The organism is Nocardia sp. NPDC059154 (assembly GCF_042755705.1).
Classification (GTDB): Bacteria; Actinomycetota; Actinomycetes; order Mycobacteriales; family Mycobacteriaceae; genus Nocardia.
Window position 1 is genome coordinate 1 of sequence record NZ_JBHZCS010000064.1, and the last position, 25851, is coordinate 25851.

At 67.3% G+C, this 25851-nt stretch carries 22 protein-coding genes and 1 pseudogene; 18 read left to right on the forward strand and 5 right to left on the reverse strand.

Annotation, left to right across the window (positions count from 1 at the left end; genetic code table 11):
* Positions 1-237 (forward strand): annotated as a pseudogene (locus ACFXN1_RS38895) (hypothetical protein); the annotation flags it as partial.
* Positions 238-321: 84 nt separating this feature from the next.
* Here the strand turns inward: ACFXN1_RS38895 and ACFXN1_RS38900 are convergent.
* The gene (locus ACFXN1_RS38900; protein WP_379446208.1) at positions 322-1182 is read right to left on the reverse strand and encodes a haloalkane dehalogenase; all 861 of its coding nucleotides are present in this window, start codon (positions 1180-1182) and stop codon (positions 322-324) included.
* A gap of 291 nt (positions 1183-1473) precedes the next feature.
* Here ACFXN1_RS38900 and ACFXN1_RS38905 point away from each other — a divergent pair, with 291 nt between their 5' ends.
* The 10 genes from ACFXN1_RS38905 to ACFXN1_RS38950 all read left to right on the forward strand — a co-directional run bounded on the left by ACFXN1_RS38905 (position 1474) and on the right by ACFXN1_RS38950 (position 13994).
* Positions 1474-2541, forward strand: coding sequence for a UbiA family prenyltransferase (locus ACFXN1_RS38905; RefSeq protein ID WP_379446207.1), 1068 nt, complete (start codon positions 1474-1476; stop codon positions 2539-2541).
* On the forward strand, positions 2541-3638 hold the full coding sequence (locus ACFXN1_RS38910; RefSeq protein WP_379446206.1) for an aminotransferase class I/II-fold pyridoxal phosphate-dependent enzyme: 1098 nt from the start codon (positions 2541-2543) through the stop codon (positions 3636-3638). The genes ACFXN1_RS38905 and ACFXN1_RS38910 overlap by 1 nt, the downstream gene beginning before the upstream one ends.
* Complete coding sequence (locus ACFXN1_RS38915; protein WP_379446205.1) at positions 3626-6877, forward strand: thiamine pyrophosphate-binding protein; 3252 nt, start codon at positions 3626-3628, stop codon at positions 6875-6877. Before ACFXN1_RS38910 ends, ACFXN1_RS38915 begins: the two co-directional genes overlap by 13 nt.
* 31 nt (positions 6878-6908) lie before the next feature.
* Positions 6909-7613 (forward strand): class I SAM-dependent methyltransferase, encoded by a 705-nt coding sequence (locus tag ACFXN1_RS38920; RefSeq protein WP_379446204.1) that lies wholly within the window; start codon positions 6909-6911, stop codon positions 7611-7613.
* Positions 7614-7631: 18 nt separating this feature from the next.
* Positions 7632-9056: a cytochrome P450 gene (locus ACFXN1_RS38925; protein ID WP_379463843.1), complete on the forward strand. Its 1425-nt coding sequence runs from the start codon at positions 7632-7634 to the stop codon at positions 9054-9056.
* 34 nt (positions 9057-9090) lie between these two features.
* A complete protein-coding gene (locus ACFXN1_RS38930) occupies positions 9091-9720 on the forward strand; it encodes a class I SAM-dependent methyltransferase (RefSeq protein WP_379446202.1) in 630 nt (209 codons plus the stop codon).
* 134 nt (positions 9721-9854) lie between these two features.
* Positions 9855-10517 carry an ABC transporter ATP-binding protein gene (locus tag ACFXN1_RS38935; protein WP_379463849.1) on the forward strand — a complete coding sequence of 221 codons (663 nt, stop codon included), beginning with the start codon at positions 9855-9857 and terminating at the stop codon, positions 10515-10517.
* Positions 10514-11677 carry an ABC transporter substrate-binding protein gene (locus tag ACFXN1_RS38940; RefSeq protein WP_379441690.1) on the forward strand — a complete coding sequence of 388 codons (1164 nt, stop codon included), beginning with the start codon at positions 10514-10516 and terminating at the stop codon, positions 11675-11677. The genes ACFXN1_RS38935 and ACFXN1_RS38940 overlap by 4 nt, the downstream gene beginning before the upstream one ends.
* A complete protein-coding gene (locus tag ACFXN1_RS38945; RefSeq protein ID WP_379441691.1) occupies positions 11674-12486 on the forward strand; it encodes an ABC transporter permease in 813 nt (270 codons plus the stop codon). Before ACFXN1_RS38940 ends, ACFXN1_RS38945 begins: the two co-directional genes overlap by 4 nt.
* A 44-nt stretch (positions 12487-12530) precedes the next feature.
* Positions 12531-13994 (forward strand): MFS transporter, encoded by a 1464-nt coding sequence (locus ACFXN1_RS38950; RefSeq protein ID WP_379441693.1) that lies wholly within the window; start codon positions 12531-12533, stop codon positions 13992-13994.
* A gap of 18 nt (positions 13995-14012) precedes the next feature.
* On the opposite strand, the gene ACFXN1_RS38955 is transcribed toward ACFXN1_RS38950, so the two are convergent.
* The gene (locus ACFXN1_RS38955; protein WP_379402111.1) at positions 14013-14771 is read right to left on the reverse strand and encodes an NUDIX domain-containing protein; all 759 of its coding nucleotides are present in this window, start codon (positions 14769-14771) and stop codon (positions 14013-14015) included.
* Between the two features lie 77 nt (positions 14772-14848).
* On the opposite strand from ACFXN1_RS38955, the gene nadA reads away from it, so the two are divergent.
* The 3 genes from nadA to nadC all read left to right on the forward strand — a co-directional run bounded on the left by nadA (position 14849) and on the right by nadC (position 18569).
* Positions 14849-15889 (forward strand): quinolinate synthase NadA, encoded by a 1041-nt coding sequence (gene nadA, locus ACFXN1_RS38960; protein ID WP_379441694.1) that lies wholly within the window; start codon positions 14849-14851, stop codon positions 15887-15889.
* A gap of 33 nt (positions 15890-15922) precedes the next feature.
* Positions 15923-17641 (forward strand): L-aspartate oxidase, encoded by a 1719-nt coding sequence (locus ACFXN1_RS38965; RefSeq protein WP_379441696.1) that lies wholly within the window; start codon positions 15923-15925, stop codon positions 17639-17641.
* A 67-nt stretch (positions 17642-17708) separates the two neighbouring features.
* On the forward strand, positions 17709-18569 hold the full coding sequence (gene nadC, locus ACFXN1_RS38970) for a carboxylating nicotinate-nucleotide diphosphorylase (protein WP_379441697.1): 861 nt from the start codon (positions 17709-17711) through the stop codon (positions 18567-18569).
* Between the two features lie 60 nt (positions 18570-18629).
* Here nadC and ACFXN1_RS38975 read toward each other — a convergent pair whose 3' ends face one another.
* The 3 genes from ACFXN1_RS38975 to ACFXN1_RS38985 all read right to left on the reverse strand — a co-directional run bounded on the left by ACFXN1_RS38975 (position 18630) and on the right by ACFXN1_RS38985 (position 20853).
* Positions 18630-18812 (reverse strand): hypothetical protein, encoded by a 183-nt coding sequence (locus tag ACFXN1_RS38975; protein ID WP_379441698.1) that lies wholly within the window; start codon positions 18810-18812, stop codon positions 18630-18632.
* Between the two features lie 84 nt (positions 18813-18896).
* Positions 18897-19394 (reverse strand): tellurite resistance TerB family protein, encoded by a 498-nt coding sequence (locus tag ACFXN1_RS38980; RefSeq protein WP_379441700.1) that lies wholly within the window; start codon positions 19392-19394, stop codon positions 18897-18899.
* Between the two features lie 280 nt (positions 19395-19674).
* Entirely contained in the window at positions 19675-20853 is a 1179-nt protein-coding gene (locus tag ACFXN1_RS38985; protein WP_379441701.1) for a winged helix DNA-binding domain-containing protein, read from the reverse strand.
* A 108-nt stretch (positions 20854-20961) separates the two neighbouring features.
* Between ACFXN1_RS38985 and ACFXN1_RS38990 the strand changes: the two genes are divergently transcribed.
* From ACFXN1_RS38990 to ACFXN1_RS39005, 4 genes are all read left to right on the forward strand, one after another.
* Positions 20962-21936, forward strand: a complete 975-nt coding sequence (locus tag ACFXN1_RS38990) for an alpha/beta hydrolase family protein (protein WP_379441702.1) — start codon at positions 20962-20964, stop codon at positions 21934-21936.
* A gap of 96 nt (positions 21937-22032) precedes the next feature.
* Positions 22033-22977, forward strand: coding sequence for an NAD-dependent epimerase/dehydratase family protein (locus ACFXN1_RS38995; RefSeq protein ID WP_379463845.1), 945 nt, complete (start codon positions 22033-22035; stop codon positions 22975-22977).
* A gap of 80 nt (positions 22978-23057) precedes the next feature.
* Positions 23058-23954: an arylamine N-acetyltransferase gene (locus ACFXN1_RS39000; RefSeq protein ID WP_379441705.1), complete on the forward strand. Its 897-nt coding sequence runs from the start codon at positions 23058-23060 to the stop codon at positions 23952-23954.
* Positions 23955-24221: 267 nt separating this feature from the next.
* Positions 24222-25805 carry a protein kinase gene (locus tag ACFXN1_RS39005; RefSeq protein WP_379441706.1) on the forward strand — a complete coding sequence of 528 codons (1584 nt, stop codon included), beginning with the start codon at positions 24222-24224 and terminating at the stop codon, positions 25803-25805.
* Positions 25806-25851: the final 46 nt, after the last annotated feature.

Consider the following 25851-nt stretch of genomic DNA (forward strand, 5'->3'; position numbering starts at 1 on the left):
GGTCTGGCCATGAAGTCCGGCCTCAAGCGCCCCGGCCCGAAGGCTCCCGGCGCTGCGGCTCCGGTGGATTCGGCTCCGGCCGAGGCCGCTCCGGCTCCGGCCGCCGAGCACGCCGCTCCGGCCGCGACGGAGAGCAATGGCACGCCGGAAGGGAATGGTTCCGTCGCGCCGCCGGCCGCCAAGCCGGGTGGTCTGGGGTTCAAATCGGGGATGAAGGCGCCGGGCCGGAAGAACTAGGCGCGCTCGAAATGGCAGGCGGCCGAACCTGATCGACGTGGGCGGCGCTACCGAGTGGTAGCGCCGCCCACGGTTTCGCCAGGCTCAGGGGAACCGCTTCGCGATCGCCGTCGTGATCTCATGGGGTGCGTGCTCCTGGATGAACTGCTGTGCGCTCGGCAGCTCGACTACCTCGAGGTCGGTGAATGTCGCCTGCATTCGGGGGAAGTGGGCCTTAGGGCGGTAGACGAGGTCCCGCATGCCCCAGACCAAGAGGGTCGGTTTGTCGGCGAGGACGGCGGGCACGTCTCGGGAGAGCTGCTCCAGTAGCGGCCGGGCGTCGCGAATCTGTTTGGCGATCACGCCGAGTCCCGGGCGAGCTGCCGGGGTGGGCTGCACCCCGCGATAGTGGTCGGCTTCGGCCGCGCTGAGCTTGCGCCCCAGCTCGCCGAGTAGGACGCGCTCGACCAGGAAGTTCCGCTCGAGCACTTGCCGCTGCATCAGGGGGGTGCGGATGAGCATGCTGAAAACCCGATTCGCGCGCGCTTCGGGTGGCCAGAACGTGGTGTTGCCCAGCACGATTCCGCGCAGCCGATCCGCGCGCGTGGTGACCGCGCCGAGGCCGATGGGTCCGCCCCAGTCGTGTCCCATCAGGATGAAGTCGTCGAGCCGCAGGTGATCGATAAGCTCGCCGAGGACCGAGATGTGCTCGGCGACCGTGTAACCGAATCCCTGCGGACGTTCGGACAATCCGAACCCCAGGTAATCGACAACGATACAGCGATACCGGTCGCGCAGCTCCTGCACGATGTGGCGGTAGAGGAAACTCCACGTCGGAACGCCATGGCAGAACAGGATTGTCGGCCCGGACCCCTCGTCGATGTAGTGCACCCGGCCGGCGGACGAGTCGAACCAGCGGGAGTCGAAGGGGTACAGATTCCGGTCGGGAACGAAGTCGATCAGCATTGAAACCCTCTCTGCGATACGAGACGACGTCTGATATACCTCGCCCACACGGAATCACGTGAATTGCCAACGGTTTTCGGCCGCACATGGGCGTGTGCAACTGATGAAGGCAGCGGTTGAACACCCTTGGGCGACAACGGATTTCGTGTATGCTCACACCAGCGGAACCGAAATACACCGTATAAGCATTGACGAGTCGTGTTCTGAGTGCCGATCGTGGGGCAAGGGTTTCGGTTTCAGGAGCTGGGGGCCCGGGGCGGGCAATATCCAACTGCGCATGACGAGTGAGCTGTGATCGTGGCTGAAACTATGTCGATACCGACACTTGACGAATTTCTGGACAAGTCGGCAGAAGAGAGACTCGATTGGGTACATTCGTCCGAGGGATACACGACAGGAATTCTGGGGCGGATCGAGCTGTTCCTTTCGTTCGCCCGCCCGCGTACATGCCTACCCGGAATGCTGGCGTTCTGCCTTTCCTGCAAGCTCCTCGGTCTGACGGTTGACCTCGATGTTCTGATCGGCTTCGCGATCACCTTCCTGTACAGCGCGGTCGCGAATCTGTTCAACGGCTATTCCGATGTCGCGGAAGACAATGAGAACCTGCCGGCCCGCCTGTACCTGCTCGGTCTCTACGGCCGGCGGCGGCTGCTGGTGAGTTCCTATGTCGTGTGCGCGATCATGCTGGGGTTGGCGACTCTGGTGAGCCCCATCTTCGTCGTGATGACGGCGATCTGTGTTCTCATCGCACACCAGTACTCCTTGCCGCCATTTCGGGTGAAGGTGCGGCCGGTGCTGTCGATCTGCCTCTTCGCCCTGGATGTCGCCTTCCCGTTCCTGATGGCTCCCGCCGTCGCGAAGCACGGGCCGGCGGTTCTCGGGAATTGGCCCTTCATCAGCATGGCCGCATATTTGTTCGTGTGGTTCGCGGCCAAGGGGCTGGTGAAGAATCTGCCCGACTATTACGGCGATAGGGCTGCCGGTCTGACGACCTCGGCGACCATCAGCCGAACACGTTTGCAAGCCGCGGTGGTGGCCTCGGCCGGAACGATCATCGTCTACCTGGGTCCGGTATTCCTGGTGGCCGCCGGTCAGTTCGGGGAGAAGTACCTGCTGGCCCTCGTCTGGTTCCCGGTCGTATGCGTTCAGTGCGCGCGGATGATCCTTCGTGACGACAGCCAGTCGGCGAACAACATGCTTCGTTTCGACATGGTGGTATCCACGGGATATTTGTCGACCTGGATCCTGCTGATAGATCCTTCCGTTTCATCGATCAGCATCGTGATCGGGTCGCTGGTCATCATTTTCCTCATGGATGCGCTGAAGCTCGATACCCGCAGAAAGAAGGATGTCATCTGATGGATGCGGTGGAAAGGTTGATGAAGGCGCGTCCGGGTGTCGTGTGGAACGAGTATCGCTCGGGTGAGGAGAACAACTATTCGGTAGTCGCGCTGGACCTTTCGAACAATGCGTTGCCTTTTGCTCCATTGCCGAGCGTCCGCAAGGCGATCGAGGCCGAGGTGGACCGCGCCGCGGACTACCCTTCCGCGTCGTATGGCTCGCTGCGGGGAGCCATCGCCGAGTTCGTGGGCTGCGCCGCCGACCAGGTCATCGTCGGGCCGGGCAGCGTAGGCGTGCTCGGATACGTTCTGCGACGGGTTGCCGGGGATGGTGGCCGGGTCGTCTTCGCGGTTCCGGCCTTCGACGCGTACGAGCGCGTCGTGGCCGACTCCGGCGGCACGCCGGTGCCGGTGCCGGGCACGGAAAGTCGGTGGCAGCCACTGGATTCCATGGTGGCGGCGGCCCGATCGGACGCGGCCGCGATCCTGATCTGTTCGCCGCACAACCCGACGGGTGAGCGGGTGCGTCTCGACGAGATCGAGCTGGTGCTCCGGACGGCTCCGCGGCACACGGTCGTCGTGGTGGACGAGGCCTATATCGATTTCGATCGAACCGTCGATCCTGCCGCGATCTTCCGGCTGACTCGCCTGTATTCGAATCTTGTTGTCATGCGGACCTTCTCGAAGTCCTACGGGCTGGCGGGGCTCCGCGTGGGATACGCCGTCGGCAACAGAGATCTGATCGGTGCCTGTCGAACGGCCGCATTGCCCTTCGGCGTGAACCGGATGGCGGTGGCCGCGGCGATCGCTTCGTTGGATGTGAGCAATGAGCTTGCCGCTCAGGTCGATTCGGTCGTGCACTGCCGGTCGTTGTTCACCGAATCGGTTCGCGAGCACGGACTCGCCGTCCCCGAATCGGGCGGCAACTTTCTCTGGATGCCCATGCGGCACACGGCATCTCTTGTCGATTGCTTCTCCCGCTCGGGGATCGCCGTCCGTGAATATCCGGACCTCGGCGTCCGGATCACCGTGCCCGCACTCGAGCACCTAGCTGACGTTGTCGATGTACTCGCGGAGGGATACCGCGGAATGGAGGCAAGCGCATGCCACAGATGAATCCGCACCTGGGGGCCGATCTGATGGGCCGTCCCCGGTTCGCCGATGCGCTGGTGGATCGATTGGTCCGGAACGATGTGCGCTACATCTTCGGGATGCCCGCGGAATCGGTGAATTGCCTCGTCGATGCGGTCGGGCGGCGGGAAGAGATCGGGCTCATCGCGGTTCGCCACGAAAGCGCGGCCTCCTGGATGGCCGTCGGCTACGCGCGGGGCTCGGGCACCGTGGGTGTGTGCTTCGGTACGGCCGGCCCCGGCGCCACGCACTTGCTGCCCGGCGTTTATGACGGGCTCTACGACCGGGTGCCGGTGCTGGCGATATCCGGACAGGTTCCGCTGGCCGGTATCGGGACGAAGTCGTTCCAGGAGATCGAATCCTCGCGGCTGTTCCGAGACGGTACGTGGCGCTCATCGGACATCATGTCGGCCGACCAGATCGGCGTCTTCGACCAGATCGTGCTCGCGATACGACTCGAGCAGACGTCGGCTCATGTCGCGGTCCCGTCGGATCTGCTGAACGCACCGGTCGATGAGAGGGAACAGGCGAGCCCGTATCGGCTGGATCGCCGCAGTGCCACGAAGGTCGACAAGAAACGCATCGACGACCTTGCCGACCACCTGTGCGTGAACCCGATGGCGATCGTATTGGGTTCCGGCAGCGGGGAATCGGTCGATCGCGCGCGCCTGCTCGCACACGCGCTGGCGGCTCCACTGGTGGCCCTGCCCGAGTCGGGAATCCCGGAGGCGCTGGTAACCCCTGTCGACGACCACGAAGAATCCGCGGCCGACGGCGGCGTTCTGCTGATCGGCCGGCGTACCGTCGGAGTGGAGCGGTACTTTCCCGCGGCGAATATCCTGATCGAAATCACCGATCTCGCTACGTCCGGGTTCGACGAGGGATGCCGGCGGGTTGGGATCGCCGGTGATATTCCGGCGATTCTGGAGTCCCTGACCTCCGCCGTGTCGAGCCGCAAAGACATTCCGGCACAAGCATCATCGGAGCAGCCGTCCGGCACACCGCGCGACGCGGAGGTGCCCGGCGGGTGGGCGGTGCTCACGCGGCGGCTGGCGGGTGCGTCGGTGGCCGTCGACCCAGGACCGATGCAGCGACTGTCGCGCAGGTTCCTGGGTGAGCACGCGAATGTTCACAGCGCGTGGAATCTGGAGGCCGAAGGGTCGGCGCTGCCGATGTCGATCGGTCTCGCGCTGGCGGCCGGTGATCGATGCTATGCGCTGACCGACCTCGCGTCTCTGGACCAGTACATCGCGGAGCTGTCCACCGCCGCGCGCTACGCGGTTCCCGTCACCGTTGTCTGCGCAGCCGAATCCGGTGCGACGATCCGAGATCTGGCTCAGGCCTTCGGAATCCCGGTGTTCTGGGCCGGAAGCCCGAGTGAGCTGAATTCGAGGCTGGAAGAGGCCGGCCGCGAGCACGGTCCGGTCGTGATCCTGACCTCCGCGCTGGAAGTGGAACCGGCGCTGTCCGGCGGGACGGTCGACGCCGATGCCGTCCGGTTCGCGAGCGATCTGTTCGGTGCGATAGCGGGTCGCGGGGTCGACTCGGTGTATCTCTCGCGAAGTAGTTGTGCGCGGCTCGGTTCGGCGAGTGAATCGTCCGACCTCGACGTGCATGTCGTCTCCGATACGCAGGCGGCCGCCATGCGGGCAACCGCGGCCTTCAAGGCCGAGGGGACCACGGCGTGTGCCCTGGTGACCTCGCCCGCGGAACTGCTCGCGCAGCTGAATGGGCTCTACGACGCTTCGTTCGACAGCGCCTCGGTGCTGCTGGTCTCCTTCGAAATCGACCGCTGGTTCCTGGATCCGGTGGACGTGCTGGGGGAGATCTCGGCGATATCGGTGGTCCTGGACGGCACCGCCAAGGATTCGACGCGCCTTCGAGACGCGTTGCTGACCGTGGCCGCCGGGGGTAAAGGGGTGACGCACATTCACGTCGCCAACTCCGCGATAGCGGCGGGCAACAGCGCAGCGCTCGTGGAAAGTTCGAGCGCGCAAGGTATTCCGACGTCGTTGATCGGGCTTCCCGGTAGCACGATGGCCGCCCGCGAAGAGATCGCGCGGGCGGCGGAACTGCTCGAAGCGGCCGAGAATGTCTCGATCATTGTGGGCCGTGGCGCAGCCGGCGCACGACGTGAACTTCTCGAGTTGGCGTCACGCACGGGAGCTCCGCTCTACTGCACCATGGGTGCCCTGGCCGCGGATGTTCTGGGCGAACACTGCGACGGCCTGGTGGGGACATCCGGTCATGACGAAGCAATGCAGAACATCCGGCAGAGCCGACTTGTCGTATTGGTGGGCGTGTCCTGGCGCGGCTCCGCATTCGAGCTCGTCGGAAACGGTCCTGTGGTGTCGATCAATACCGACCCGCTGACTTTCCTTCGTCTCCCGCCCGAATCGATCGGCCTGCTCGGAGACGCACGGGAGCTGCTGGAAGCACTGATCGGATCGTCGAATGATCCTGTCGCCGTGCGCGATATCGCCCGGTCCGGCACATCGCAGCGAAAAGGGCCGCGGGAGAGTGCGCGGGAACTGCGCGCGGCCGCGGCCGCGCAGATCATCGATCATGAGCTCGCGCAAGCCGATAGAGCATCCACCCTGAGCGTGGATGTCGGTATCAACACGCTCTGGGCATACCGCTACGTACGGTCCGCATCCAGATATCTGTGGACCGCATCCTTCGCCACCATGGGATTCGCGGTGCCGGCTGCGGTGGACGTCGCCGTCCGCAGGCCGAAGGAAATCTCGGTGGCGATCGTGGGAGATGGCGGGATCGGCATCACGCTGGCCGAGCTCCGCAATGCCGCGAAGGTCGAATCGACAACGGTGATCGTCGTTTTCAACAACAGCGCGCTGGCCGCCATCAAGTTCGAGAGCTGGATCATGGGATGGCCGGATACCTCATCGGAATTCGCGCCATTGGATTTCGCCAGCTTCGCACGGCATTGCGGGCTGCCCGCGGTGACGGCGCGGACATCCGAGGAATTCGGGAATGCCTTCCGATCCGCGCTTCGCACCGAGGGCCCGATGCTCATCGACGCGCGCATCCCCGCGGTGGAGGCTCCCGCGCTGGCGGGACGCATTCATGTTCGCCAGGTCGTGGGACTGGTATCGGGCTGGCTGCGCGACGGTAAGGCCGCGAGATCCGGCGCGTGGTCGATGGTGAAGGCGGTGGGCGCCGACGCGGCTGTCCAGCTGATTCGCCGGGTAGGGCGAAGCGAATGAACTGTCAGGCAATCAGAGAGGAGGGACTCGAATGGTCGGGACACGTCCGGCTACGCCGCAGGCGATGTTCACGGAAATAGCTCCGCGCTACGACCTGGTCAATTCGATTCTCACATTGGGTGGCGACAAGCGGCTCCGGCGCGAGGCGGTCCGCCTGCTCCGGCTCGAGGCCGGTGCGAGGGTGCTCGATGTCGCCGCGGGGACGGCCGAGATCGCGTCCGCGCTGGCCGCCGAATATCGCTTTCCGATGTCCTACTGCGCCGTCGATCTCAATGAGCAGATGCTGGAGGTGGCGGAGCGCAAACTGGCGCGGCTGGGGCAGGAGTGGCCGCGGAGCGAGTGGGGCCTGGTGCACGGAAGCGCCGAGGCGCTGACCTTCGAGTCGTCGACATTCGACGCCGTCGTCATGTGTTTCGCGCTGGATGACATGGACGACCCGTCGGCCGCGCTGGCGGAGACGGTACGGGTGCTCCGCGACGGCGGACGCTTTCTGCTGATCGAACTCGCCCTGCCGGACAGCGAGTTGCTCCGCACGGTGCTGAAGTACCGCCTGTTGCTGATTCGCAGGATCGCGGGACTTCTCGGTTTGGCGCCCGTCGCCCACATGACCAAGGAGGTGGAGATGGACCGCGGCGCGGAATACACCATAGCCCGCTGCGAAAAGGCCGGCCTCACATTGGATTCCCGAGCGCGGTACCACGGCGGCATGGTTCGCGCCTATGTGTTCCGCAAGTAGAGATGGAAAAGGTTCTTCATGTCCAACAAATGCCCGCACGTCGAGGCGCCGAAGGTACATTCTGAAACCAGCATAATCAGCCGCCGTTTCTCGAATGAGCACCTGCCCGGGCCGCCGGGACACCGTTTCATGGGTTCATACCCCGAGTTCGCGAAGGACCGCAACAAGTTCCTGCGGGACACTGTCCGGCAGTACGGAGATGTCAGCCGAATCAGGTTCCCGCTCCGGGACTTGGTCGTACTGGGTAACCCGGAAGACGCACACGCGGCTATGGGTGACACCTCCGGCGACTACAGCAAGTTCGGAAACTATCATCCCGTTATTGCGAAGCGGCAGAACGGGTTGTCGTTCATCGAGGGAGAGCTCTTCAGGGAAAGGCGTCGGATCGTCAGTCCGCTGGTCACCCGGGACGGTCTGAAGAGCACGTTCAATGCCAATGTCGAAGCCTACCTAGACAGCCTCGACGCGAACATCGCCGTGGCGACCGACGCCGAGGGTGTCACCGATCTGCAGGAGGCGATTTTTCAGACCCTCTTGCGAGGAGTGCTGAAGCAGACGTTCACCGAGCCCTTCACTCCCCATGAGATCGATGAGTTGCACAACGGCCTCTCGACCTTCACCAAGTTCCTCGGATCGACTCTGAAGATCGCCGATCCGCCGAATCTGGTGCGCCCGTGGGGTCCGTACAAGATCCGGCCCTGGGCCGTGTACACCGCGGCGAAGATCGTCAAGAATCGCGTTGTCGAGCGGCAGAACTCGCCGGCTCTGGGCACCTACGGCGATGTCTTGGACGGCATGCTCGCGGGATACAAGAAGCTGAAGACCCCCATGACTTTCTGGGACCTTTGCTTCGATGTGGCGACCATGACCAGCGCGTCGTATGGCACCACCGCCGGCGCGATCACCCAAACGGTCGTTCGCACCGTCCTCGACGCCGAAGCGACGGATCGCCTCGTGGAAGAGAGTGGCACTGTCGATCTTTCACAGCCGTCCATCGAGTCGGTGCGCAGCCTGCATTGGGTGAAATCCTGCTTCGAGGAATCGATGCGAATGCAAGGGCTTCCGCTCCTGCTCCGATTCACATCGACCGGCGCGAACTTCCAAGGATTCGACATCGCGCCCAATACGATGCTGGGCGTTCCGATCTCGACGATCCACCGCGACCCACGCTGGTGGACCGATCCCGACAAGTTCGATCCGAATCGGTTCTACGACAAGAGCAAACGGGTCGATCAGCCTCGGGTGTTGCACTACCTGGCGTGGGGTGCGGGCCCGCACCGATGCACCGGCGCCCAACTGGGGTACCTGATCGCGCCGTACCTCGTGGCCTTGATCTTCAGCCGCTACAAGATCGAAGTGCCGCCACACTGGTCACTTCGCGAGGATCCGGGCCTGGCGCCGGTGATCAAGGGCGGCTTCCGAGTTCGACTGACTCGACGATGAATGCTTCGGCCGAAGAGAACCTGAGGGAGTGGGTATGAAATTCGCAGAGCGATACGATATCGCGGCACCGATTTACGACCGGACCGCGTGGGTCCTGTCACTCGGTGGAATCGACAAGCTGCACCCGGCCCTGGTCGCGGGACTGGACCTGTCCGGCAAGACGGTGGCCGATCTCGGATGCGGTACCGGACTTGCTTTCCCGGCTCTGATCGACGCGATCGGCCCGTCGGGCCGGGTGATCGGGTTGGACAACAACGCGGCCATTCTCGCCAAGGCGGAGAAGCGGGTGGCGGCCAACGGGTGGAACAATGTGAAGCTCGTGGTCGACGACATCGCGACGACACCTCTGCTTCGGGACGTCGACGTGGTCTTCAGTTGCATTGCGATGAGCTGCGTTCCGGACCCTTCGCAGAAACTGGACGAGCTCCTCGGGAACCTGAAGCCGGGTACCGGTGTCCGCATCATCGATGCCCTGCCGCGAACCTCCGGATTCGGGTACCCCGCCATCAACGGGTACAACTTCCTGAAGTCGTTCATCGTCGGATCGCACTACAAGAAGCTCGAGCCGTTCGAGCGGGTGTTCCGTGAACAGCTGAGCGACGTGGTCGTCGACAGCGTGCACGGCGGCATGTACACGCGGCTGACCGGCGTAAAGGGCGCATAGCGCGAACCCCTGGAAGCGAGTGAGCGCTGCCGTCGATGGTCGGCGCGCTCGCTCGATTCCGCTCACGAAGGTGTCCTTGTTTGCGAAATGAATTGACCCTCGATTGCGGCACGAAGAAGTTCGGCGACAATCTCGTGCTGGACAACGTGAGCATCTCGATCGATCGCGGTGAGTTTCTCGCCGTGCTGGGCCCGAGCGGCAGCGGAAAGTCCACGCTGCTGCGGATATTGGCGGGCTTGGAGAAGCTGACCGCGGGAACGGTGAGCTGGAGCGCGGACGGCGCTCGCCCGCGCACCGGGGTGGTGTTCCAGCAATCCCTGCTACTGCCATGGCTCACGGTCATCGAGAACATCTCGGTGGCAGGGCGATTCGCCGCTCACCGGAACGAATTCGACCGTCGGTATCCGGAAACCCTGTTGCGGCGTTTCGGTTTGGACGGCCTCGCGGACCGATATCCGAGTGAGCTGTCGGGCGGCCAGGCGCAGCGCGTGGCCGTACTGCGGGCGGTCGCGACCCGGCCACGGCTGCTCCTGCTCGACGAGCCGTTCAGTGCGTTGGACCCGGCGACTCGAATAGACCTGCGGCAGTGGCTGGCCGAGCTCGTCGCCGAACTCGCGGCCACGGTCGTGCTCATCACGCATGACGTCGACGAAGCGATCGCGTTGTCGGATCGGATCGTGCTGCTCGACCGGGGCAGCATGCGCCGTGAATGGCGGGACGTCCGAACCGGCGATACGCCGGCGCTGCGTGACGACATTCTCCAGCAGTACCACCCGGACGAGGTGGCGGTTCCGTGACGGATATTTCGAGACGGTACCTGCTGGCGGGCGCGACGGGACTCACCGTCGCCGCCGGGCTCTTCGGCTCGGCGGATCTCGTACGCAGCGCGGCCACCGCCGGGCGACGGCGGGAGAGCGCACTTCGCATCGGTTACCTGCCGATCACCGATGCGGCGCCCCTGCTGATCGCGCATTCGGCGGGCCTCTATTCCTCCGGGGTGAGCAGCGGTAAGCCCGTGATGTTCCGAAGCTGGGCCGGGCTGGCGGAGGCGTTCGTCTCCCGTGAGATCGATGTCGCGCATCTGTTGATGCCGATGGCTCTGCAGCTCCAGCGCGTTCTGGGTGCCGGGGTGCGAGTGCTGGGCTGGAATCACACCAATGGCTCGGCACTCACTGTCGCCCCGGACATTACGGATCTGGAGCAGCTGGCGGGAACCCAGGTCGCCATCCCGTTCTGGTGGTCGATCCACAACATCGTCCTCCAGCAACTGCTGCGAGCGCACGACATCACTCCGGTGGTGCGGCGCAGTGCGTCGCGATCCCAGCGCACCGTCGAACTCGTCGTCATGAGCCCGTCGGATATGGTTCCCGCCCTGGCGAATCGCTCGATCGCCGGGTACGTCGTGGCGGACCCGTTCAATGCCATCGCGCAGATCAAGAAGATCGGGCGAATCCATACCTTCCTGGGCGACGTGTGGCGTGAACATGCCTGCTGTGTACTGGTGACGAGGGACGACGTGATCGCGGAGCGGCCGGCCGCGGTGCAGGTGGTCACGGATGCGGTGGTTGCCGCCCAAGTGCGAATCACCGCGGACCGCAATGGATCCGCCGGTGCCTTGACGTCCGGAAGTTACCTGCCCCAGCCACTGCCCGCGGTTCGGACGGCACTGACCTACCCCGCGCCGCCCTATCAACTGCGACACCCCGATTGGTCACCGCAACTGGTCGGATTCCAGCCGTACCCCTATCCCAGCTTCACCCGGAAGCTGGTCGAGGCAATGCACGACACCGTGGTCGACGGGGACCGCGGCTTTCTGGACGGCCTGGATCCGAGCACGGCGCACGCGGGGCTGGTCGACGACACCTTCGTGCTGAATTCGATTGCCGCACACGGAGGGACACAGGCCTTGGGGCTGCCCGTCGACCTCGTCAGAGCTGAACAGGTGCAACTGCTGTGACTTCTACCTTCGTTCGATCCACCCCGGCCGCCCGCACCGCAGCCCGGTCGGCCGTCGCCACGGCGTGGCCCGCGGCCGCGGCCATCATCCTCACGGTTCTGCTCTGGTGGCTGGCGACTTCCATACTGGCGCCGCAGCATTCGCTGTTGCGCCAGACCGCCCCACAGCGGGTGCTACCGGCGATCGTCGATCTGTATCAGCGCGGCGTGCTGGTATCGGATGCGGCGATCAGCCTGTGGCGCTTGGTCATCGGCCTGGCCATCGCCATGGTGATCGGTGTCCCGGCGGGTCTGCTGATCGGCCTGAGCACGCGGATCGAGCGGGCGGCCACGCCCGTCGTGCAGTTCTTGCGCATGATCTCGCCGCTGTCCTGGACGCCGATCGCCATCGCGCTGTTCGGAATCGGTAATCAGCCGGTCTATTTCCTGGTCGCGGCCGCGGCCGTGTGGCCCATCCTGCTGAACACCGTCTCCGGGGTGCACGCCATCGACCGCGGCTTTCTGGACGTGGCACGGTCGTTTCACGCCACGCGGGTGGAACAGCTGCGGGTCGTGATCATTCCGGCCGTGCGTGATCATGTCCGGACCGGTCTGCGCCTGGGTCTGGGTACCGCCTGGATCGTGCTGGTACCCGCGGAGATGCTCGGGGTCCGGTCGGGGCTGGGCTATCAGATCCTCAATGCCCGAGATCAGTTGGCCTACAACCAGGTTGTGGCCATCATCCTCGTCATCGGCGTGCTCGGATCCGCGGTGGATTTCGTCGCGAGCCGCCTTCCCGGGCGGACCTTCAACAATCGCGCGGTCGCGTGACACCGGCGCGGTCGCAGGAAACCGATAAGTAAGGGGTGAGCTTCATGTCCGAAGAACGGGCGGCGTCCGATCGTCGCTGGTGGGCACTGCTGGTGCTGTCGATCGCGCAATTGCTCGTCGTCCTGGACGCGACGATCGTGACGATCTCGCTGCCCTACGCGCAGGCCGACCTCGGCATCCGCGATGCCGACAAGCAATGGGTGTTCACGGCCTACACGCTCATGTTCGGTGGCCTGTTGCTGCTGGGCGGCCGCCTGGCCGACTATGTCGGCCGGCGGCGGATCTTCCTCATCGGCCTGGTCGGGTTCGCGGTGGCCTCGGCGCTGGCCGGGGCGGCGGTGAGCCCGGGTATGCTGTTCGCCGGCCGGGCGCTGCAGGGCATGTTCGCGGCACTGCTGGCGCCCTCGGCGCTGTCGCTGGTGTCGGTGACGTTCACCGCGGCGCAGGAGCGGGCTCGCGCCTTCGCCGTCTTCGGGGGCGTGTCCGGAGCGGGTTTCGCGGTCGGGCTCATCGGCGGCGGAGCGTTGACACAGTACGCGTCCTGGCGCTGGTGCCTGCTGGTGAACATTCCGATCGCGGCCGCCACCGCGGCGGCGGCCCTGCTGGTCGTCGTGCGGGACGTGCCGGCCCGCCGGGTGGGCGGCTACGACCTGCCCGGTGTGGTTCTCGTGACCGCGGGACTGGCGAGCGTCGTGTACGGGTTCAATCGTGCGGCGCAGGCGGGATGGGGCGCGGCCAGCACCGTCGCGCTGCTGGTGATCGGTGTCTGCCTGCTGCTGGCCTTCGTCGCCATCGAGGCGCGGGTCGCCAATCCGCTGCTGCCCCTGCGTATTCCGGGCGAGATCAATCGGGGCGGCTCGTTCCTGGTCGCGCTGCTGGTTCCGGTCGCGATGTACGCGGTGTTCCTGTTCCTCAGCTACTACTTCCAGCAGACGCTCGCGTATTCGCCGTTGAAGGCCGGAATCGCCTTCCTGCCCTTTCCATTCGGCATCGTCGTTTCCGCGGGCATAGCCAGCAAGTTGTTGCCCCAGGTCGGGCCGCGCGTGCTGATGCTGGCCGGTGCGCAACTCGGGGCGGGTGGCCTGATCTATCTGGCGCAGTTGCGGGTCGGGTACCCCTACTGGGCGGCCGTGCTGCCGGCCGAGATCGTGATAGCGCTCGGCATGGCGCAGATCTTCGTGGCCATGCAGGCCACCGCGCTGTACGCGATCGACGATCGCGACGCCGGTGTGGCCAGCGGTCTGCTGAACGCCGCGCAGCAGATCGGCGCCTCGATCGGAACCGCGCTGCTCACTACCATCGCGGTGCAGGTCTCGACGCGATACGCGCGCAATCACCCGCCCACCCCGGATCTGCCGGCGCGCGCCGCGATTCACAGTTACGACGTCGGGTTCTACTGGGGCGCAGGGTTTTTCGTGCTGGCGGCAATCGTGGTCGCGATCACGATTCGGGTCCGGAAGCTGGACCCGGTGACCGATCCGGACCGGGCGGCGACAATACCCGCGTAGGCGGGGCGGTCCGCGCGGCTAGCTGGGCGGGCGGAGGGCGGCGAATTCGTCGGTGACGCGGATCCCGGAGTCGGTGAAGCGGTAGACGGCGGCGGGCCGCCCGCCCGCACGGCCGGGGGAGGAGGTCGCGCCGGTGGGGGTGATCACCTTGCGGCGGGTCAGTACTCGCTGGAGGTTGGTGGTATCCACGTCGTAGCCCAGTGCGGCGCAATAGATTTCGCGCAGGGTGGACATGGTGAAGGTGGCGGGGGCCAGGCCGAAGGCGATATTGGTGTAGGACAGCTTGGCGGCCAAGCGGTTTCGGGCATGGCGGACGACCGTGCCGTGGTCGAAGGACATGTCCGGCAGACCCGAGACCGGGTGCCACTTGGTGTCGTGGGGAAGCACCGGTTCGGCGGTCAACGGCACCAGACCCAGGTAGGCCGAGGCGATTCGGCGGTCGCCGGGCACCCGGTCGGGATCGCTGAAGACCCACACCTGCTCGAGGTGGGTCAGCTCGCGGACATCGACCTTCTCGGCGAGCTGGCGGGCCGCGGACGTATCGAGATCCTCGTCGTCGCGCAGGCGGCCGCCGGGCAGCGACCAGGTGCCCTTGGCGGGGTCCAGGGCGCGTTCCCACAACAGCACCGCGAGTTCGGTGCGCTGGCCCGGTGGGCAGCGGTCGGAGATGGCAATCCCACCCACGCTAGGGCTCTCACCTGCACGGATGGTGTCAGGAAAGCGACGAACCTGGAACACCGCGGTGAGTGTTTCGTGGATGGTGCTACGATGGGCCACGTTTTCGATTGTAAGTCGAAAACCGGTTGGATGCGAATCGGCGAGGTTGCCGGGCGCATGAGAGAAGGAGCCATGCCATGGCTGCAGCAGTGGGTGCGACGATGACGCTGACCGAGCGCATCACGGACGGCCCGTCGGGATACTCCGGTGTGGAGGCCACCCCCGAATGGGCGGCGGAGATCAAGCGGCTGGCGCGTGAGCGCAATGCCACCATCCTGGCGCACAACTACCAGCTGCCCGAGATCCAGGACATCGCCGACCATGTGGGCGACTCCCTGGCCCTGTCCCGGATCGCCGCGGAGGCGCCGGAGGACACCATCGTCTTCTGCGGTGTGCACTTCATGGCCGAGACCGCCAAGATCCTCAGCCCCGAGAAGACCGTGCTCATCCCGGACCAGCGCGCGGGCTGCTCGCTGGCCGACTCCATCTCCGCCGAGGAACTGCGCGACTGGAAGGCCGAGCACCCGGGCGCGCTGGTGGTCTCGTACGTGAACACCACCGCCGCGGTGAAGGCGCTGACCGACATCTGCTGCACCTCCTCCAATGCCGTCGACGTGGTCGCCTCCATCGACCCGGACCGCGAGGTGCTGTTCCTGCCGGACCAGTTCCTGGGCGCACACGTCAAGCGCGTCACCGGCCGCGAGAACATGCACATCTGGATGGGCGAGTGCCACGTGCACGCCGGCATCAACGGCGACGAGCTCAACGAGCAGGCCCGCACCCACCCCGACGCCGAGCTGTTCGTGCACCCCGAATGCGGTTGCGCCACTTCGGCTCTCTACCTGGCGGGTGCCGGTGAGTTCCCGGCCGACCGGGTGCACATTCTGTCCACCGGCGGCATGATCGACGCCGCAAAGGCCGCGAAGTCGAACCAGGTCCTGGTCGCCACCGAGGTCGGCATGCTGCACCAGCTGCGGAAAGCCGCCCCCGGCATCGACTTCCAGGCCGTCAACGACCGGGCCTCCTGCCAGTACATGAAGATGATCACCCCCGCCGCCCTGCTCCGCTGCCTGGTGGAGAACCGCGACGAGGTCCACGTCGATGCCGAAACCGCTGCCCTGGCCCGCAATTCGGTGCAGCGCATGATCGAGATCGGCAACCCCGGCGGCGGCGAGTAGCCACGTCGTCCCCCGTCAGGGGAGGGATGAGCAATGGTGAATACATCGATTTCCATCACCTGGGAAGCCGAGGCGGATCTCGTCGTCGTGGGTGGCGGGGTGGCCGGCCTGACCGCCGCGCGGACCGCGTCCCTACGCGGGCTGCGGGTGCTGACGCTCAGCAAGGGCGGGCCCACCGACACCTCCACGCAGTACGCGCAGGGCGGGATCGCGGTGGTTGCGCCGCACGGGGATTCGGTGGAATCGCACGTGCACGACACCGTGGTCGCCGGGGCCGGGCTGTGTGACGCCGACGCGGTGGGGTCCATCGTCGAGGGCGGGCAGCACGCGGTGGCCGCGCTGACCGATCTGGGCGCGGTGTTCGATCTCGGGCGCGATGGTCAAGTGTCGCGGACACGCGAGGGCGGCCACAGCATCCGCCGCATCATTCACGCGGGCGGTGACGCCACCGGTGCCGAGGTGCAGCGGGCGCTGAACACGGCCGGACTGCCGGTGCTGTTCGGGGCCGTCGTGCTCGACATCGTGACCGGACCCGAGGGCGTGCGCGGTGTCATCGTGGTGTCGGGCCAGGGCTTCGGCATCGTGCACGCGCCCGCCGTACTGCTCGCCACCGGCGGGCTGGGCCAGCTGTACGCGTGCAGCACCAATCCCGCCGGGGCCACCGCCGACGGCATCGCGCTGGCGCTGCGGGCCGGGGCGCTGGTGGCGGACCTGGAATTCCTGCAGTTCCACCCCACCGTGCTGTTCACGCCCGGCGGCCTGGGCCGCCGCCCGCTGATCAGCGAGGCGGTGCGCGGCGAGGGCGCGATTCTCGTGGATTCCGAAGGCAATTCGGTGACCGCGGGCGTTCACCCGCGCGGCGATCTGGCCCCGCGCGACGTGGTCTCCCGCGCCATCGCGGCCCGCATGCACGAGCTCGGCACCGACCACGTGTACCTCGACGGCCGCTCGATCGAGGGCTTCCCGCAACGCTTCCCGACCATCACCGCCTCGTGCCTGGCCGCGGGCATCGACCCCACCACGGATCTGATCCCGGTCGCGCCGGCCGCGCACTACCAGTGCGGCGGCATCCTCACCGACACCGCCGGCCGCACCACGGTGCCCGGCCTGTACGCCGCCGGTGAGGTGGCCCGCACCGGCCTGCACGGCGCGAATCGCCTGGCCTCCAACAGCCTGCTCGAGGGCCTGGTGGTCGGCGAGCGCGCGGGCGCGGCGGCCGCCGAACGCCGGGGCGCGGCCCGCCCGATCGCCGAGGTCGGCCCGCTGCGCTTCCCCCGTGCGGATCGAAAGTTGCTGCAGGAGCTGATGTCCGAGCACGCCTCGGTCGTCCGCGACGGCGACGGCCTGCGCGCCGCCGTCCTGCGCATGGTCGGCCTGGTCGCCGACAATGCCGCGCCCGACATCACCGTCGAGTGGGCGCTGAACGGAAACGGCGCAGCCGTCGGCCGGGCCGACGGTGCCGTCGATGCGTCGAGCGATGGCGCAGTCGTGCACTCCGATTCGGCGGCGGCGATCATTCGCGAGCTGGAGGACTCCGCGCTCACACTGACCGCGCGAGCGCTGCTGGTCGCGGCGGCGGCACGCACCGAGAGCCGCGGCTGCCATACCCGGTCGGATTGCCCGGAGCCGCGGGAGGAATTGCGGCGCAGCATCGCGGTGCGGCTCGGGTCCGACGGGCGGCCCAAGCTCGTTGCCGACGACATCGAGCCAGGACAGGCGTGGGGCCGGGCCGCCGTGCCCGTCGCCTCGTGACGGGCACGGCCATCATGCCGGAGCTCGCCGTCTCCCACCGACAAGTCATCGAAGAAGGAGTGCAGCAATGACCCTCGACGCCGGACTGGACCGCGACGCGGTGGTCGCGCTCATCCGCGCCGCCCTCGACGAGGATCTGCGGTACGGGCCCGATATCACCACGCTGGCCACGGTCCCCGCGGACGCGGTCGCCAAGGCGGACATGGCTTCTCGCCAGCCGGGCACGGTGGCCGGGCTGGATGTCGGCCTGCTCGTGCTCGACGAGGTGCTGGGCGCGGGCAATTACGAGGTCACCGGCCGCGTCGCGGACGGCACCCGGGTGCAGCCCGGTGACGTCGTGCTCAGCCTGGCCGCACCCACGTGCGGGCTGCTCACCGCCGAGCGCACGCTGCTGAACCTGGTGTGCCACTTGTCCGGAATCGCCACCGCCACCTCCCAGTGGGTGGACGCGGTGGCGGGCACCGATTGCCGCATCCGCGACAGCCGCAAGACCTTGCCCGGCCTGCGGGCCCTGCAGAAGTACGCGGTGCGGGTCGGCGGCGGCGTCAATCACCGCATGGGTCTGGGCGATGCCGCGCTCATCAAGGACAACCACGTGGTGGCCGCGGGCTCGGTGGTTGCCGCGCTGCGCGCTGTGCGGGAACTGAACCCGGATATCGAGTGCGAGGTCGAGGTGGACAGCCTCGACCAGCTCGACGCCGTCCTCGCCGAGGACGTGGAACTGGTGCTGCTGGACAACTTCCCGCTGTGGGCCACCCAGGCGGCCGTGCAGCGCCGCAACACCCGGTCGCCGCGCACCAAACTCGAGTCCTCGGGCGGACTCTCGCTGGACATGGCGGCCGACTACGCCCGCACCGGCGTCGACTACCTGGCCGTCGGCGCGCTCACCCACTCGGTCCGGGTACTGGATCTCGGACTCGATATGTGAGACAGCCCTTCCCGTCGATTCACCCCCGGTGTGCCACTCCGCCGGGGGTGAATCGTCTGGTCAGCGCCGGTAAATGGGCGGATCGACGAGCCAGCCGATGCCGCCGCAGCCGGTGCACAGGATCGCCGACCCGCTTTCGGAATAGCCTGCGGCCCCGGTGCCTTCGCACCAGCCGCAGTACCGCCAGCCCCGATTGGGGTGGACGGTGTCGAGCAGAATATTGAGGAACCCTTGGATCGCCATGCAGAGTGAATCCCCTCGCTAGGCAGCAAACGCTCCAAGAATGCGGGACGGCTCCGGGCAATGTCCAGCAAAAGCCAGAGGGCTTTACAGACCGAATTCGTGCGGGTCCAGACGCAAAACCTGACAAGCCTCGCGAATCACCGTGAGCGCGTGTGCGCCGAGTTCGCCGTGGGCTTGCCCGACGACCAGCCCGATCCGCACCACCGCGGCCGCCTGCTCGGGATAGTCGGTGGCCTTGGAAATCTGCGCCATCACATACGCGTGCCCGAAGGCGGGATCCATGATGAGCCGAGCGCAATTGTCCTCGAACAGATTTCGCAGGTCCTCGGGGGAACGCAGGCGCAGGACCTCGTGCGCGCCGACCATTTGCGCGACCCGCATGCGCGCCGCGGGATCGATGCGCCCGTCGGTCGCCGACAGCACCGCGCACATACCCAGCGCCGCATCCCGGAAGGCGTCGCCCCACAGGTCGTTTCGCGGCGGCGCGGGTGCGGGCCGGCCCTCGGCGGAGCTACCGTGCGGCGCGCCCGCCGAATCGATGTGCGGTGCAGCCGGGGAGACCAGCCGATTCGTCAACGCCATGACACACTCCGAAAACTCGCCGAACCCCTGGACCTCCCCGTGTCCCGGCCCGGATCGTGCGAACAACAATGCCGACAGTAGCAGCCTGCCGCGCGGTAGGCCCGCAGAATTTCTACGAATACTCGTGGGCAGCAACCTCACAGTAGTATCCGGGCCGGGCCGCAACCGTCGAATACCCTGCCATGCAATGAGATCGACATTCGATCGCAAACTCGCAACCGATCTGCGGCACGGATCGCGGACCGGCGCGGCGGTATTCGACGGAGTGTCGGCGCGCGGCTCAGGCGGTGAGCTCGCGTTCGAGCGGCGTTCGGAATCGGGGAATCGGGCGGACATCGCCGTACCATGCCCCGATGCGTTCGGCTTCCGCGGCGATGGCGCGCTCGGCGTCGGAGCCCGCGTCCTCCAGCAGCCGCCAGACGATCTCGCCGTCCGGGCGCTGCGCCCAGCCGCCGATGATGCGGCCGTCCCACCAGACCGTCGGGCCGACATTGCCATTGCGGTCGAAGAGCGCGGGCTGGTGCGGGCCGAGGTACCAGTCCCGGGACTGCCAGCCCATCGGCGTGGGGTCGAGGGCGGGCAGCAGCGCGGCCCAGGGTTCCGGGGCGGGAGTCGATTCCAGATCGTCGGCGAGAACCAGGCCGGTCTCACCACCCAGGTCGACCTCGGCGGTATCCACCGGCGCGAGCGCCTTGCGGACCTCGCCCAGCGTCCACCCGGTCCACCACTTGAGATCGCTCACCGGTGCGGGACCGAAGGCGCGCAACCACTTCCGGACCAGCTCCGCCCGCGCCTCGTCCACCGGCAGTGCCGGAATCCCCTCCGGCAGCCAGGATTCGATGGGCGCCCACGTGTACTGACTGCTGGCCCAGCTCCCATTGGGCCGCCCGCGCACGATCCGGCCCTCGCAGCCCAGCGTCACCAGCACCCAGGTGGTGATATTGGTCGGCTTGGAATACGGCTTGCCCGGCGCGGTGTCGACCTGGGTCCGCAGCCGCGGCACCTCCTTGCTCAACTGCGCCCCGGTCGCGCTGCCCCGCGCCAGCAGCGCCGCATGCGTCTCCGCCTCGACCTCGTTCAGCCACGCGGTGACATTCCCCGGCACCGCCCCGGACTGTTCGATGTACCGCCCGTAGGTCTTGCGCTGCTTGTGCGCCAAGGCATCCGCCACCGACGCCTGCAGCACCGGCACCAGGTCGACCGGCGCGACGAACATGGTGCGCCGCATGGCCAGCATGCGCAGCAGCGTCCGATCGTCGTAGAGCGCCTGCTCCACGTGCCCGGGTTCGATGCCCACCCCGCGCGCCGCGACGGACAGATACACGGTGGCCGGATCGGTCGCGTGCAGCACCACCATCGACCGCACGATCTGCTCGACCGCGTCGCCGCGCACCCCGGCGGCCAACCGGTGCCGCACCCCCAGCCGAGCCCGCCGCTCCGCGGTATCCATCGAACGCATGGTCGAATCCTAGCCTCCGCCATCCGAATCCGCGGGCATCCCGCCGCCCGGGAAGTCGCCCGGCGTGGGTACCCGGCCGGGCCCCGCGGACATGCGACGATGCCGGGCGTGGGTGTCCGGTGGCGAGGGATGCGGGTGTTCGGTGCGGTCGCGGGCATGCTCGCGGCGACGGTGGTTGTGGCCCCGATGGTTTCGAGCGCGCCACCCGGTGACGTGTCGATGCGGCCGGTGGCCCTGATGGTGGACGGTGAGACCGCCACCGGCCGGGTCTACGAACCCGACGGCGGCGCCCGCGGACTCATCGTGGCGGTGCACGGCCACGCGGGCAGTGCGAGCGACTTCCCCGACTACCTGGCCTCGATCGTCCGGCAGACCGGCGCGGCCCTGGTCACCATGGATCAGCGCTCCGACACCGGTACCTGGCGGACCGGGGAGTGGAACGTCTGGGCGGGCTGGCGCGACACCGTCGCGGCCACCCAGTGGTACCGCGCCGAGCACCCCGGCATCGGTCCCACGGTGCTGTGGGGCTGGAGTCAGGGCGGTGTGACCAGCGGGCTGGCCGCCGCCTATGCCCCGCCCGGCACCTACGACTACTGGGTCGACACCTTCGGCCACGCCGACGACGTCACCGCCTGGCTCGAATCCGGCCTGGCCGGACCACAATTGCGGGCCGAGATCGAACGCGACGCGGGCGGCTGCACCCCGGTCATCTGCCTGCAGTCCTACCTCGACCGGTCGCCGGCGCTCATGACCAACCGCATCGACGTCAAGCGTGCGGTCCTGCTGCACGGCACCGCCGACCCGCTGGTGCCCTACACCCAGTCGCTCGAAATGCGCGCCTCACTGACCCTCTCCGGCCACCCGGTCTCCATGTACACCGTGGTCAGCGGCCGTGATCTGGAGGGCCGCGTGGTGCCCGGCGACCACGGCATCAATCCGGTGTTCTTCGAATCCGGTTGTGTGGTCCAGCGATTGCTGCTCGGCAGTGAGCCGCTGGGCGGCGACCACGACTACCTCATCGATGTCGCGTCCGGCGTGAACACCGCCCCGCCCGCGCCTCCGAACGCCAAATGCGCGGCCTGAGCGCGGCCGTTCGGTGCTGACCGCGATCCACCCGATCCCGTCCCCGGACAGTAGGCTCGCAGTCGATGTCGGCGCGGTGAGACGGGATGAGGCGCAATGAAAGTCGTGGTGGCTGGGGCGACGGGAGCGATCGGGCGGCCACTGGTCACGGCGCTGCGGCAGGCCGGGCATCAGGTGTACGCGCTCACCCGCGGGGGTCGCGGCGCCGAGGTCGCGCGCTCGCTCGGGGCCACCCCGCTGGTCGCCAATGTCATGGACCGCTCGGACCTGATGCGAGCGACCGAACGACTGACCGCCGACGCGGTCATCCACCAGCTCACCTCCTACCGGTACTCGCCGCCGACCCACTATCATGCGCCGGGTCTGTTGCGCACCAACGCGTTACGCGAGATCGGCAGCAAGCATCTGGTGGAGCTGGCCCAGCGCACCGGTGCGCGGCGCTATCTCACCCAGTCGCTGATCGTCGGATACGGCCTGCGCGACCACGGCTCGCGGCTGGTGACCGAGCAGGACCCGTTCGGCCGCATCCAGGGCGACGTCACCGACGGCATCATCGGCGCGCTGCACGAGGCCGAATCGAGCGCCTGGCGCGCACCCGGCATCGACGGAATCGCCCTGCGCTACGGCCTGTTCTACGGTCCCGGCGCGTCGGAGAGCTTCGTGCGGGCGCTGCGGCTGCGCATGTTCCCGCTGCCGAGCACGGGGACCGGATACGTCGGCTTCGTCCACCTCGCCGACGCCGCCGCCGCGACCGTCGCGGCCCTCGAACGCGGCGTCGCCGGCCAGGCGTACAACATCGTCGACGACGAGCCGATCACCTGGGACACCATGTTCGACGCCATGGCCGAGACCGTCGGCGCGGGGGCGCCGCGCCGGCTTCCGGCCCGCCTGGTGCGCATGGCCTCACCGCTGGCGGCCGCCCAGATGCTGGACTTCTCCATCCGCGTCTCGAACGCCAAGGCGCGCGCCGACCTGGGCTGGAAGCCGATGTACCCTACCTACCGCGAGGGCCTGCCCACCCTGGCCGACTCCATGCGCTGACCCGGCACCCGCTGCCGCCGGAACACTTTCCCGCCGAAGACCGTTCATCTTTGCGAATCCGGCGCAACAGGAAGGCAGCGATGACCACACCGGCGGACCCCTCGTACACCTGGCAGGGTGCGGACCTCGACCTGGACGCCTACCTGGCCCGGATCGGATTCACCGGCGACCCCACGCCCACCCTGGCCACCCTGCGCGAACTGGTGCGCGCCCACACCACCACCATTCCGTTCGAGAACCTGGAGATCATTCTCGGCCGCGGCATTCCACTGGATCCGGAAGCGCTGCAGGACAAGCTGATCCGGGGGCGGCGCGGCGGGTACTGCTACGAGAACGTCGGCCTGTTCGCCGCCGCGCTGGAGCGGCTCGGCTTCGAGTTCACCGCCATGTCGGGCCGCGTCACGCGCGGCGCGACCAACCTGCGCCCGGCCACCCACGCGCTGCTGCGGGTCAAGGCCGTGGACGACGATCGCCGCTGGCTGTGTGATGTCGGCTTCGGGTGGGGGCCGCTCGAACCGGTCGAGCTGGCCCCCGATCGTGGTGAATTCAGCGCGGGCGCATGGCGTTTCCGGCTGGAGCGGACCGCCGATGCCGCCGGCGGCGAGCTGTGGACGCTGTACCAGTTCGGCCGGGACGGCTGGGTGGACCGCCACACCTTCGTCACCACCCCGCAATACCGTGTCGATTTCGCGGTCGGGAACCACTACGTGTCCACCTCGGCGCGTTCGCCGTTCACCACGCGGCCGTTCGTACAGCGCTTCCACGCCGAGGTGCATCACCAGCTGGACGGCACCACCTGGACCACCAGCTACCCGGACGGCTCGGAGGAGGTGCGCGAGCTGGAGGCCGCCGAGTTGCCGAAAGTGCTCGCCGAGGTCTTCGACATCGAGCTCGACGAGGCGGACGCGGCGCAATTGACGCGCGCCGAGTGGCCCGCGGCGGTCTCCGCCCCGGCTTCGGGGGTGAAAGGTAGCTGAACGCCGTCGGTGTGTGGGAGCAAACACGCACCAAACCAATCGGTCTATGTCCCGTCATAGATGTGCTTCGACCAGCGGGTTCGCATAACCGGTTACGCGGCGGTCACTCGATTGCGGCGTAGATCTCACCGAGATCTCGCTCATATCTCACGCTGACGTCGGAGATCCGCGCGTCGCCCGCTACACTCGTGCGGGGAAACGCGCGGGCAACCGCATTGTCACAGTCATCTCGAAGAACTTCGGAGTAGTGCCATCGAAACCGGCCAAGTGATCGCAGGGCATTACCGCCTGGTCGAACGGATTGGTAGCGGCGGCACAGGTGTCGTCTGGCGAGCCGTGGATCAGCGGCTCGAACGTTCCGTGGCGGTCAAACAGATCCTCACCCAGCCGAGCCTGTCGGATGCGGACAAGGACATCGTTCGGCAGCGCGCCGCACGCGAGGCGCGCAACGCGGCCCGGTTCCAGCACCCGAACGCCATCGTCGTATTCGACATCACCGAGCACGAGGGTGACCCGTGCCTGGTCATGGAGTATCTGCCGTCGCAGAGTCTGGCGGTGGTGCTGTCCGCGCAGGGCACGCTGCCGCTGCCGCAGGTCGCCCGCATCGGCGAACAGGTGGCATCCGCGCTCATCGCCGCGCATCGCGCCGGGATCGTCCATCGCGACGTCAAGCCCGGCAACATCCTGCTCGGCGACAACGGCGCCGTGAAGATCACCGACTTCGGCATCGCCAAGTCCAAGGGTGATGTCACGCTGACCGCCACCGGACTCATCTCCGGCACCGCCGCCTACCTCGCCCCCGAGGTCGCGCGCGGAGCGGAACCGACGCCGGCCGCGGACGTATTCGCCTTGGGCGCCACGCTCTTCCACGCACTGGAAGGCGAACCGCCCTACGGCACCAACCCGAATCCGCTGGCGCTGCTGTACGCGGCCGCCAACGGCCAGATCAGCGAACCACGCAATGCCGGACCGCTCAGCGATCTGCTGCTCAGCCTGCTCAGCTTCGAGCCGGAGGACCGGCCGAGCATGCTCGACGTGCGCGACATCATGGCCGAATTCGCCGAGGTCGGCCCGGATGCCGAGGCCACCCGGGTGCTGGCCGCCCGGCGCTCGGGCCCGGCCACCCCGTCGGCCGGCGCCGCTCAGCGCTCCGCGCCGCGGCAGACCACCCGGCAGATGGAGCGCCGCCAGTCGGCCGACATCCCGACCGGCGCCATGAGCCAGGCACAGCTGCTGGAGACCCCGCCGCCGCGCCCGCCCATGAACGCCGGCCCGCCGACCCGCAATCATCCGGCGCCCGAACCGGATTCGGATTCCGGCTCCAAGAAGAAGCTGGTGCTGATCCTGATGGCCGCGGTGGTCGTGGTGGCCGGCGGCATCGCGTACGGCCTGTTCGGCAACTCCGGTTCGAACAGCACCTCCGGCGCGGGCACGAACAGCAGCTCGGTGAAGGCGTCGGTCACGGCCAGCGCCACCAAGGGCGTGCCCTCGGGCCTCGGTCAGACCAAGAGCGCCGGGACGGTCAGCTTCGACGCCGCCGTCGACGCGGTGCAGTCGTTCTGGGACGACGTGACCTACACCCGGTACTCGGATGCCTGGAAGCTGCTGACCCCCGCCGCTCAGCAGGTCTACGGCAGTCAGCAGGCATTCCAGACGTATTGGACCGGGAACCCGGTCCAGAAGTACTCGAGCATCCGGGGCGCCAATGGCGGCGGCACGGTCGACCCCGATGGTTCGGTCGATATCGTGCTGGACTCGCTGCAGACCAAGAACGGCCCGACCAAATCGGTGAGCATGCGGGTGATCGACGCCGGCGGCGGCAGCCTGCAGATCGACAGCGACACCAAGTAATCCCGGCAGCACACTGCGCCGCACCGGTTTTCCGGTGCGGCGCAGT